This window comes from Azospirillum brasilense (assembly GCF_001315015.1).
Taxonomy (GTDB): domain Bacteria; phylum Pseudomonadota; class Alphaproteobacteria; order Azospirillales; family Azospirillaceae; genus Azospirillum; species Azospirillum brasilense.
Genome location: NZ_CP012916.1, coordinates 134408 through 145000, shown reverse-complemented (window position 1 = coordinate 145000; position 10593 = coordinate 134408). Strand labels below are relative to the sequence as shown.

Annotated in this window: 9 protein-coding genes (1 of these 9 running past the window's edge); 7 read left to right on the top strand and 2 right to left on the bottom strand. The window is 70.1% G+C overall.

The features are described from left to right. A protein-coding gene (locus AMK58_RS22235) for an IclR family transcriptional regulator (RefSeq protein WP_236778334.1) crosses the window boundary here: on the bottom strand, window positions 1–12 show its start. It extends 765 nt beyond the left edge of the window; 12 of the gene's 777 nt are visible here — the first part of the coding sequence; it begins with the start codon at window positions 10–12; the stop codon falls past the left edge of the window. 287 nt (window positions 13–299) lie between these two features. Here AMK58_RS22235 and AMK58_RS22230 point away from each other — a divergent pair, with 287 nt between their 5' ends. The 7 genes from AMK58_RS22230 to AMK58_RS22200 all read left to right on the top strand — a co-directional run bounded on the left by AMK58_RS22230 (window position 300) and on the right by AMK58_RS22200 (window position 9032). Continuing rightward, window positions 300–1070 carry an enoyl-CoA hydratase/isomerase family protein gene (locus AMK58_RS22230; RefSeq protein ID WP_035680235.1) on the top strand — a complete coding sequence of 257 codons (771 nt, stop codon included), beginning with the start codon at window positions 300–302 and terminating at the stop codon, window positions 1068–1070. A 125-nt stretch (window positions 1071–1195) separates the two neighbouring features. After that, a complete protein-coding gene (locus AMK58_RS22225; RefSeq protein WP_035680232.1) occupies window positions 1196–2272 on the top strand; it encodes a polyamine ABC transporter substrate-binding protein in 1077 nt (358 codons plus the stop codon). A 30-nt stretch (window positions 2273–2302) separates the two neighbouring features. After that, window positions 2303–3406, top strand: coding sequence for an ABC transporter ATP-binding protein (locus AMK58_RS22220; protein ID WP_035680230.1), 1104 nt, complete (start codon window positions 2303–2305; stop codon window positions 3404–3406). After that, window positions 3403–5172: an ABC transporter permease subunit gene (locus AMK58_RS22215; RefSeq protein ID WP_059399473.1), complete on the top strand. Its 1770-nt coding sequence runs from the start codon at window positions 3403–3405 to the stop codon at window positions 5170–5172. The genes AMK58_RS22220 and AMK58_RS22215 overlap by 4 nt, the downstream gene beginning before the upstream one ends. 39 nt (window positions 5173–5211) lie before the next feature. Continuing rightward, window positions 5212–6741 (top strand): AMP-binding protein, encoded by a 1530-nt coding sequence (locus AMK58_RS22210; protein ID WP_059399472.1) that lies wholly within the window; start codon window positions 5212–5214, stop codon window positions 6739–6741. Window positions 6742–6859: 118 nt separating this feature from the next. Beyond that, the gene (locus AMK58_RS22205) at window positions 6860–8563 is read left to right on the top strand and encodes a methyl-accepting chemotaxis protein (RefSeq protein WP_059399471.1); all 1704 of its coding nucleotides are present in this window, start codon (window positions 6860–6862) and stop codon (window positions 8561–8563) included. A gap of 115 nt (window positions 8564–8678) precedes the next feature. Further along, window positions 8679–9032 (top strand): hypothetical protein, encoded by a 354-nt coding sequence (locus tag AMK58_RS22200; protein WP_059399470.1) that lies wholly within the window; start codon window positions 8679–8681, stop codon window positions 9030–9032. Between the two features lie 117 nt (window positions 9033–9149). On the opposite strand, the gene AMK58_RS22195 is transcribed toward AMK58_RS22200, so the two are convergent. Further along, window positions 9150–10562 (bottom strand): amidase, encoded by a 1413-nt coding sequence (locus AMK58_RS22195; protein ID WP_059399469.1) that lies wholly within the window; start codon window positions 10560–10562, stop codon window positions 9150–9152. Window positions 10563–10593: the final 31 nt, after the last annotated feature.

The following is a 10593-nucleotide window of genomic DNA, read 5'->3' as shown; positions in this document are numbered from 1 at the left end:
GGACATCACCATCAAGGGATCGCCGGCACGCGCGGCGCCCCCCTCCTTCACCGAGGCGTCCGCAACGGCGGTTGCGGATTCCGTGTCTGACTGTCGGGAAGACGGACGGCGCGGAGCCATGGCGATCGGTCCTGTGGTTCGTGTGCGAGAGATACCGTTGACAGGTCTAGCAAAGCAAGCCAAGCTATTCAATACCAAGTATCGTATTGCAATACGACGCGCCGCCCCGAGGGGCGCCGGAACATCCGCCCGGAACGTCCGCAAGGCGCGCGAAACGCCCCGCTTACAGGAGTGGTCCCGTGTTCAAATTCATCCTCACTGAGGTCCGCGGCCCGGTCGGCATCATCACGCTGAACCGCCCGGAGATCCTGAACGCCTGGAACGCCGCGATGCGCGACGAGCTGGTCGTCGCCTTCGAGCAGTTCGAGAACCAGGACGGCGTGCGCGCGATCATCCTGACCGGGGCCGGCGACCGCGCCTTCGGCGCCGGGCAGGATCTGAACGAAACCAAGACCTTCGACGCCGACCGCGCCGAGGAGTGGGTGGCGGAGTGGGAGCGCCTCTACCACCGCATGCGCACCCTGTCCAAGCCGCTGATCATCGCGCTGAACGGCGTCGCCGCCGGCTCCGCCTTCCAGGTCGCCCTGCTCGGCGACTTCCGCATCGGCCATGCCGGGGTGCGCATGGGCCAGCCGGAGATCAACTCGGGCATCGCCAGCACCACCGGCCCGTGGATCATGAAGGAGATGATCGGTCTGGCCCGCACCATGGACCTGACGCTGTCGGGCCGGCTGATGGACGCCGAGGAGAGCCACCGCATCGGCCTGATCAACCGCATCGTCCCGCAGGACCGCGTGATGGCCGAATCTCTGGCCCTGGCCGAGGAACTGGCCGCCAAGCCGCCGGTCGCCATGCGCCTGGACAAGCAGCGCTTCCGCGAAATGACCGAAGCCGGCTTCCGCGACGCCCTGGCCGCCGGCGTGCGCATCCAGCGCGAGGCCTACGCGTCCGGCGAACCGGCCCGGATGATGGAGGAGTTCCTCGCCAAGCGCGCCGCGAAGCGCGCGTAATTCGGGCTCACGCCCCAAACACGACTCTTCCCGGGCGCAACGATCCGCCCACCCGCGCTGCCACGGCGGCGCTCATCCACCGGGGCAACAGAGACGCCCCGGCCGCACAGAACAGGGAGTTTCACATGAGCAAGACCTCCGGCTTCTCCATGGGCCGCCGCAGCCTGATGAAGGGCGCCGCCGGCGTCGCGCTGGGCGCCACCCTGCCCGCCGGGCTGCTGCGTCCGGCCTTCGCCGCCACGCAGCAGATCACCGTCGCCGACCCGGGCGGCCCCTACAGCCCGGCCTTCCGCAAGTCCTTCTACGACCCGTTCGAGAAGGCCACCGGCATCAAGGTCGTCAACGTCGCCCGCGAGGCGGAGCCGACCGCCCAGTTCAAGGCCATCGTCGAGACCAAGTCCTACACCTGGGACGTCTGCACGCTGACCCTGTCGGCGCGCGACATCCTGATGAAGCAGAACCTGCTGGAGCCGCTGAACTTCGCGGCGGCGGACGTCCCCGGCCTGATGCCGGACTCGCTGACCAGCCATTGGATGGGCACCGACGTCTATTCGACCATCCTCGGCTACCGCGCCGACAAGTTCGCCTCCAACGCCCCGCAGAGCTGGGCCGATTTCTGGAACGTCGAGAAGTTCCCGGGCCGCCGCTCGCTGCGCAAGAACCCGATCGACACGCTGGAGCAGGCGCTGCTCGCCGACGGCGTGCCGCTCGACCAGCTCTACCCGCTCGACGTCGACCGCGCCTTCAAGGCGCTCGACCGCATCAAGCCGCACGTCGCCGTGTGGTGGACCGGCGGCGCCCAGTCCAGCCAGCTCATCCAGAGCGGCGAGGTCGACATGATCGCCCTGTGGAACGCCCGCGCCCAGGCGGTGATCGACGGCGGCGCCCCGGTGAAGATCAACTGGAACCAGGGCCTTTACTCGATCGAGGGCTGGGGCATCCCGCGCGGCAACCCGCGCGCCGACGCCGCCCGCCAGTTCATCAAGTTCTGCGCCGATCCGGCCCGCCAGGCCGTCTTCACCGAGGTGCTGGCCTACGGCCCGACCAACCTCGACGCCTACAAGAGCATCCCGAAGGAGCGCGCCCCGGCGCTGCCGACCTTCGAAGACAATCTGAAGGTGATGACCATCGCCAAGGAGGATTGGTGGGGCGCCAACCGGGCGAAGATGAACGAGCGCTTCAACGCCTGGATCCTCGGCTAAGCCCGCCTGTCGGAAAGGAGACCCGCCGCCATGCTTTCACCGCTCGCACAGGCGCGGACAGCGCCGGTCCAGGCCGGAGCCGCCGCCACGCCGAAGCTGCTGGTCGACGGCCTGACCAAACGGTACGGCGCCATCACGGCGCTGGAACCCACCCGCCTGGAAGTCCCGGCGGGCGAGTTCCTGACGCTGCTCGGCCCGTCGGGGTCCGGCAAGACCACGCTTCTGCAGATGATCTGCGGGCTGGTGGAGCCGAGCGGCGGGCGCATCCTGATCGACGGACAGGACGAGACCCGCACCCCCGTGCACAAGCGGGACATCGGCCTCGTCTTTCAGCATTACGCCCTGTTCCCGCACCTTACGGTGGCGGAGAACATCGGCTTTCCCCTGCGCATGCGCGGCGTCGCCCCGGCGGATCTGACGCGGCGCGTGAAGGAAGCGCTGGAGATGGTCCATCTCGGCCATCTCGCCGGGCGCTTTCCCAAGGAGCTGTCCGGCGGGCAGCAGCAGCGCGTCGCCCTGGCGCGCTGCTTCGTCTACCAGCCCTCGGTCATTTTGATGGACGAGCCGCTGGGGGCGCTCGACAAGAAGCTGCGCGAGCACATGCAGTACGAGATCAAGCGCCTGCATCGCGAGACCGGCGCCACGATCATCTACGTCACCCATGACCAGGAGGAAGCCCTGGCCATGTCGGACCGCATCTGCCTGATGAACCACGCCCGCATCGAGCAGCTCGGCACCCCGCACGACATCTACGCCCGCCCGAAGACCGCCTTCGCCGCCGACTTCATTGGCGTGTCGAACATCTTCCGCGGGCAGGTCCGGCGCGACGGCAGCGGAGCGCCCATGCTGGTCACCGGCAACGGCAGCTTCCGCCTGTCGGCCGACACGCCAGACAGCCAGGACGGCACGCTGGTCGTCCGCCCCGAACAGCTCGACATCGACGGCGAGGGCGACAACGAGGTGCGGGGCGAGGTCGTGGACACCGTCTATGCCGGGTCCGAGACCCGCGTTCTGGTGTCGCTCGGCGGCGAGGAGACAATCACCGTCCGGCTCCGCCGCGGCACCGCCCCGCCGCGGCTGGGCGAGGTGGTCGCGGTGCGCTGGCGCGCCGACGCCGGGGTGCTGGTGTCATGAGCGCCGCCACTCTGAACCATGACGGAGCCTTCGCCGCGGCGCGGCGGCGGCTGCGCTTCGGCCCGCTGTGGCTGGCCGCCCCCGGGCTCGCCTTCCTGGCCATTTTCTTCCTGTTCCCGGTGCTGCGGCTGCTCGGCCTCAGCGTCCAGGACCTGGAGACCTCGGCCTGGACCGGCGACCATTACGCCCGCATCGTCGCCACGGACGTCTATTTCCGCGTCCTGATGAGCACCTTCCGCATCGCCGGGCTGACCGCCCTGCTGTCGCTCCTGTTCGGCTATCCGCTGGCCTACTGGCTGGCGCAGTTGCCGGAGCGCCAGCGCGGGCTGGCGATCCTGGCGGTGATGGTGCCCTTCTGGACCAGCTATCTGGTGAAGACCTTCGCCTGGATGGTCATCCTGGGGCGCACCGGCGTCATCAACCAGATCCTCTCCGGCACCGGGATGTCCCCCCTGCCGCTGCTGCACAACGAGTTCGGCGTGATGGCCGGCATGGTCCACGCCATGCTGCCGCTGGCCGTGCTGACCATGCTGCCGGTGATGACCACCCTCGACCGCCGGCTGGTCCAGGCGGCGGAGACGCTGGGTGCCCCGCCGGCCAACGCCTTCTGGCTGGTCTACTTCCAGCTCTCGCTGCCCGGCGTGGCGGCGGCAGGCCTGCTCACCTTCATCTCCTCGCTGGGCTTCTTCATCGTGCCGGCGCTGCTCGGCGGGCCGCAGCAGACCATGTTGGCGCAGCTCATCATCACCCAGATCCAGGAGATGCTGAACTGGGCCTTCGCCGGCGCGCTGGCCACCTTCATGCTGGTCGCGGCGCTGGTCACCTGCTGGGTCTACGACCGGCTGTTCGGCCTGTCTTCCCTGTCGGGTGAGACGTCCGGGCGGACCGGCGGCGGCCAGGGCCGCCTGCGCGAGGCCGGGATGGGCATCCTGTCGGCGCTCGCCAAGGCATCGACGGCGCTGGGCGGACCGCTCGGGCGTCTGCTGGGGCCGAAGGTGATGGACCGGCTGCTGCCGCTCTACTCCACGGCGGTGATCGTCTTCCTGGTCGCTCCGGCGCTGGTCGTGGTGCCCATCGCCTTCACCACCTCCCCCTTCCTCGACTTCCCGCCGCCGGGCTACGGGCTGGAGTGGTTCCGGGTCTACTTCAACTCCGACCTCTGGGTGTCGGCGACGATCCGCTCCTTCGCGGTGGCCTTCGCCACGGCGGTCCTGGCGACGCTGGTGGCCGGCTTGGCCGCGCTGGCGCTCGCCCGTTCCTCCTCGCGCTGGCGGGGGGCGATCTTCGCTTTCTTCCTGGCGCCGATGATCGTGCCGCGCATCGTCATCGCGGTCGGGCTGTTCTACCTGTTCGCCCAGATCGGGCTGGTCGCCACCGACCTCGGCCTGATCATCGGCCACACGGTGCTGGCCCTGCCCTTCGCCTTCGTCGCCATCTCCGCGGTGGTCAAGGGGCACGACTGGCGGCTGGACCAGGCGGCGGCGACGCTGGGGGCGAACCGCTTCCGGACGCTGATGCTGGTCACCGTCCCGCTGATCCGCGGCGGTCTGGTGGCGGCCTTCCTGTTCGCCTTCATCACCTCCTTCGACGAGCTGACCGTGGCGATCTTCGTCAGCGGCGGCGTCAAGACCACGCTTCCGAAGCAGATGTGGGACGACATGATCCTCCAGTTGAACCCGACGCTGGCCGCCGTGTCCGTCGTGGTCTTCGCGATCGTGATGGCCCTGCTGCTGATGGCGGAATGGCTGCGCCGTCCGGCGCGCTGATCCGCAACCAACCGACCAAACGCATTCGAGATACGCATCATGTCCGATTTCGAAGAAGGGTTCGTCCGCCTGTTCACGCAGGCGGCCCGGACCGGACGCGCCCGCCTGTTCGCCCGCTTCAACGGTGAGGCCCTGAGCTTCGCCACGCTCGACCGCCAGTCCGACGGCGTGGCGGCGGAGCTGCGGCGGCTGGGGCTGAAGCCCGGCGACCGCGTGGCGCTGATGCTGCGCAACAGCCCGCTGGTGCTCTCCACCCTGTTCGGCCTCGCCAAGGCCGGGCTGGTCTGGGTGCCGATCAACGCCCAGCAGCGCGGCGAGGGCCTGCGCTACATCCTGGAGCATTCGGAGCCCGGTGCCATCGTCGCCGAGGCCGAGTTCCTGCCGGTGATCGCCGAGACGGGGGCGGTGCCCGCCGGCACGCCGCTGATCGTCCAGGGCGACCCGTCCGCCGCGCTGCGGCTGGAGACCCTGCTGGAATCCGACGCCGCCTTCGAGGAGGCGCCGCCCGCCCCCGACGACACCTTCGCCATCATGTACACCTCCGGCACCACCGGGCGGCCCAAGGGCGTGCTGGTGTCGCACCGCATGATGCGGCTGGCCGGCGAGGCGGTGGCCCGCGTCTCCGCCGCCCGCGACGGCGACGTGCTGTTCGTGTGGGAGCCGCTGTACCACATCGGCGGCGCCCAGATGATCGTCATGCCGCTGATCCGTGCCGTGTCGCTGGCCATGGTCGACCGCTTCAGCGCCAGCCGCTTCTGGGATCAGGTGCGGGAGTACGGGGCGACCCACATCCACTATCTGGGCGGCATCCTGCAAATCCTGCTGAAGCAGCCGGTCTCCCCGCGCGACCATGACCACCCCGTGCGCATCGCCTGGGGCGGCGGCTGCCCGAAGGAGACCTGGACACCCTTCGAGGAGCGGTTCGGCGTGCAGATCCGCGAATGCTACGGCATGACCGAGGCGTCGAGCATCACCACCTGCAACGACGAGGGCGTGGTCGGCGCGGTCGGCCGCCCGATGCCCTGGTTCAGCGTGGAGCTGCTGGACGGCGCGGGCAAGCCGGTGCCGCAGGGCGAGCGGGGCGAGATCGTCGTCCGCACCGACCGGCCCGGCGCCATCTTCGCCGGCTATTTCCGCAACCCGGAGGCGACGGCCCGCGCGCTCAAGGACGGCGCTTTGCGCACCGGCGACCTCGGTTCGCTCGATGACAACGGGACGCTGCTGTTCCACGGCCGGATGACCGACAGCGTGCGCTGCAAGGGCGAGAACGTCTCGGCCTGGGAGGTCGAGCATGTGGCGGCCACTCACCCCAGCGTCGAGGACTGCGCCATCATCGGCGTTGCCGCCGACGTGGGCGAGCAGGACATCAAGCTGTTCGTGAAGCCGAAGGCCGGGACGACGCTGGACATCCCGTCGCTGTCCGGCTGGCTCGGAAAACAGCTCGCGCCCTACCAGAATCCGCGCTACATCGCGGTGGTCGAGGAGTTCGAGCGCACCCCCAGCCAGCGCATCATGAAGCACAAGCTGTCCCCCGCCTTAGACGGCTGCTGGGACCGGCTGGCCGGCTGACGGCGCGTCTCACCTCCCCCCGCATGCCGGCCGGCCTGCGGGGGATTTTTTTGGATCCGGCTCCCGGCGCCCCCTGCCGTCCCGCCGATCAAGCACGCCTTATTGGAAAGCCTTGAACATGCCGCTGCACCGCTGGTTCTCGAACCGCAAGTTACTGCACAAGATCCTCGTCCCGGTTCTCGTCCTGCTGATCGTCATCGCCAGCCTCGTCTGGACCGCCCGGAGCGCGATCTCCGATCTGACAAGCTCAACCGCCCGCATCACCGAACTGGTTGCCGACCGGCTCGGCGCGACCATTGCCGTGCAATCGGCGCTGGGCGACGCCATGGACACCGAGGCGAACGCCATCGTCGCCTCGTCCCGCGAGGCCATCGACGCCGCCAACACGCAGCTCACGGCCAACATCGCCAAGGCCCTGTCCGCCATCGACACGCTGGCCGCGGCCTACGACGACCCGGCGGAGCGCGAGAGCATCCAGGCCATCAAGTCGATCGTCGGGGAGTATGAGCGCGTCGCCCAGACCACCGTGCAGCTGGCCCGCGGCTTCGACACCGACGGCGCCATCCGCGTGTCCATCGACGTCGGCCGCCCGGTCCGGCAGAAGCTGACCGCCGCGCTGGGCGAGCGGGTGGAGCAGGGCATGGCCGAGACGCGCGAGGCCGAGAAGCGCGCCACCGCGCTCTCCCAACAGGTCATGACTCGGCTCTACACGGTGGCGGGCGCCGGCCTGCTGTTCGCCTTCGGCCTGCTGGGCTCCATCCTGCTGTTCTTCGTCGTTCGTCCGCTGCACCGCCTGACGTCGGAGATGACCTCGATCGCCGCCGGCGACCTGACCGTGTCCATCCAGGGCACCGAACGCACGGACGAGGTCGGCCTGCTCGCCCGCGCGCTCCAGGTCTTCAAGAGCAACGGGCTCGACATGCGCCGTCTCCAGGAGGAGAGCGACGCGCAGAAGCGCCAGATGGAGGCCGACCGCCGGTCCGCCATGCTGGCCCTGGCCGACCAGTTCGACGCCAACGTGCAGGGCGTGGTCCAGGCCGTCTCGCAGGCCGCCCGCCAGCTTCAGAGCAACGCGCAGACGATGACCGGCGCCGCCGAGACGACGACGGAACAGGCCTCCTCGGTCGCCGCCGCGACGGAGCAGGCGTCGGCCAACGTCGCGACGGTCGCCGCCGCCTCGGAGCAGCTCGGCAGCTCCATCGGGGAGATCGGCCGTCAGGTGAACGGCGCCGCGACGGTCGCCCGCGACGCCGTGGCCGAAGGGGAACGGACCAACGCGCTGGTTGAGCGGCTGGCCAGCGCCGCCCAGAAGATCGGCGACGTCGTCAACCTGATCCAGAACATCGCCAGCCAGACCAACCTGCTGGCGCTGAACGCCACCATCGAGGCCGCCCGCGCCGGCGAGGCCGGCAAGGGCTTCACCGTCGTCGCCCACGAGGTGAAGGCTCTGGCCACACAGACCTCCCAAGCGACCGAGGAGATCGCCAGCCAGATCACCGAAATCCAGGCCATCACCGAAGGCACCGTGACGGCCATCCGCAACATCGCCCGGACCATCGCCGACGTGGACGCCATCGCCGGGGCCATCGCCGCCGCCGTGGAGGAGCAGACCGCCGCCACGCACGAGATCGGCCGCAACATCCAGCAGGCGGCCCAGGGCACCCGGCTGGTGTCGGGCAACATCGGCGGCGTCAGCCAATCGGCCACCGATGTGCGCGAGGCCGCCGCGGAGGTGCTGGACGCCGCGAACAGCCTGTCCCGCGATTCCGACCTGTTGCGCGACGAGATCCACGGCTTCATCGCGCGGGTCCGCGCCGGCTGACGCACCGGCAGAGTGTGAACCCCGCGTGACCATTATCGCGTCGCGCGGGGGCGGCGCCCCCAACGGCCGAATTCGTGGTAGCATGGCGGTTCACAGTCGGAAGCCTTTGGAAACCATGCCGAGTCTGTCCAGCGGCCTCAACGCCCTCATCGCCACGGTCCTGCGCAGCCACCCGTCGCTGCGGGTGCTGCCGGTGTCCCGCTACACCCAGGATCAGGCCGCCGCCTACGCCGCCGCCAACGGACGGGCCATCGCCCACGCCGTCGACGAGCGGGGGCGGCAGTCGCTTTTGGTTGCCATGACCGGGCTGGATTACGTCAGCGTCTGCGACCTCGACCACGATCTGACGGTTCCTGCCGAACAGCCGGTGTCGTTGGTCGTGCCCGAGCTGCGCGGTGGGCTGCTCGCCCGCTTCACCCCACGGACCGCAGGGGACGTGTGCCGGATCGTCGAGGCCGTCTGCCCCTGATCCACCGCACATTCTCCCGTTCTTGTTGGACGGAAGGTCCGCCTGCCGCGTCAACGCAAACCTCTGATGCCCCGGGGCGAAACGGCGGCACCCCCTCCCCTGCGCAGCTGGAAAAAGTCAGAGCGGGGGCCAGCGGTGGCGGAACCCCACCTCCCGCTCCAGGAAACGGGCGCAGCCCAGCAGCCGCTCCTCCTCGTAGGGGCGGGCGATCAGTTGCAGGCCGATGGGCAGGCCGTCCGCCGTCCAGCCGCAGGGGATCGACAGGCAGGGGAAACCGATCAGCGACACGGTGTAGGTGATCGCCAGATAGTCGATGATGGTGGACAGCCGGAAGCCGTTGATTTCCGTCACGTCGCCCTGGGCGTTGGGGAAGGGCGGCACGCTGGCGCTCAGCGTCATCAGGATGTCGTGGTCGCGGAAGAAGGCGGCGAAGCGGCGGTAGAGCGCGCTGCGCTGGGCCTCCGCCCGCAGATAGTCGGCGGCGCTCAGCCCCTTGCCCCGCGCGATGTTCCAGGCGACCGACGGGCTCAGCCGGTCGCCGTCCTGCTCCAGCGTCCGGCCGTAGGTGTGGAAGATGTGCGCGGCGCGCAGCGTGCCGAAGGCGGCGCCGGCCTCCCGGCAGTCAGGCGTGGCCTCCTCGAACGCGCCGAAGCGGCCCTCCAGCCCGCGCATCACGGCCTCGAACCGCTCGGCCAGCCCGAGGTCGACCAGGGCGGAGCCGAGGTCCGTGCTCCAGGCCACCCGCAGCGACAGCGGGTCGAGGGCGTCGAGGTCCGGCACCGTCCATTCCGGCACGGGAAGGGAGGTCGGATCGCGGGGATCCGGCCCGCTGACGGCGGCCAGTGCCAGCGCGGCGTCGGCAACGTCGCGGGCGAGGAATCCCTGCGTCGCCAGCCCGTCCCAGGCCAGCGCGCGGCCCGGGCTGGGGATGCGCCCCGGCGTCGGGCGCAGCCCGACCACCCCGCAGAAGCTGGCCGGCGTGCGCACCGAGCCGCCGAAGTCGGTCCCCTGGGCCAGCGGCACCAGCCCGGCGGCGACCGCGGCGGCGCTGCCGCCGCTCGACCCGCCGCTGGTCTTGTCGTGGTCGTAGGGGTTGGCGGTCGGCCCGCACAGCTCGTTGCCGGTGATCGCGCCGAAACCGAACTCCGGCGTGTTGGTCTTGCCGACGATGATGGCGCCCGCCGCCTTCAGCCGGGCGACGCTGAGGTCGTCGGTGTCGGGGATCAGGTCGGCGTAGAGGGTGGAGCCGTAGGTGGTGCGCAGCCCCGCCGTCAGCGTCAGGTCCTTGACGCCCACCGGCACGCCGTGCAGCGGGCCGAGCGGCGCCCCGGCCTCGACCCGCCGGTCGGCCTCCTCCGCGGCGACGAGGGCCGCGTCGGGGGCCACCGTGATGAAGGATTTCAGCCCGCCGTCCAGCGCCGCGATGCGCTCCAGGCTCGCCGCCACGAGGTCACGCGCCCGGAAGCGGCGGGTGCGCACACCCTCCGCCATGTCGGCGGCGCTGAGGCGGAACAGGTCGGGTGTGCTCACGGGCAGTGTCTCCGGTTGCGGCGGGCCGAGT

What these genes read in the sequence shown, in the direction of transcription:
- AMK58_RS22205 (WP_059399471.1), top strand. Translation starts at nt 6,860, where the DNA reads ATGCCGCTGCACCGCTGGTTCTCGAACCGCAAGTTACTGCACAAGATC.
- AMK58_RS22220 (WP_035680230.1), top strand. Translation starts at nt 2,303, where the DNA reads ATGCTTTCACCGCTCGCACAGGCGCGGACAGCGCCGGTCCAGGCCGGA.
- AMK58_RS22200 (WP_059399470.1), top strand. Translation starts at nt 8,679, where the DNA reads ATGCCGAGTCTGTCCAGCGGCCTCAACGCCCTCATCGCCACGGTCCTG.
- AMK58_RS22225 (WP_035680232.1), top strand. Translation starts at nt 1,196, where the DNA reads ATGAGCAAGACCTCCGGCTTCTCCATGGGCCGCCGCAGCCTGATGAAG.
- AMK58_RS22215 (WP_059399473.1), top strand. Translation starts at nt 3,403, where the DNA reads ATGAGCGCCGCCACTCTGAACCATGACGGAGCCTTCGCCGCGGCGCGG.
- AMK58_RS22210 (WP_059399472.1), top strand. Translation starts at nt 5,212, where the DNA reads ATGTCCGATTTCGAAGAAGGGTTCGTCCGCCTGTTCACGCAGGCGGCC.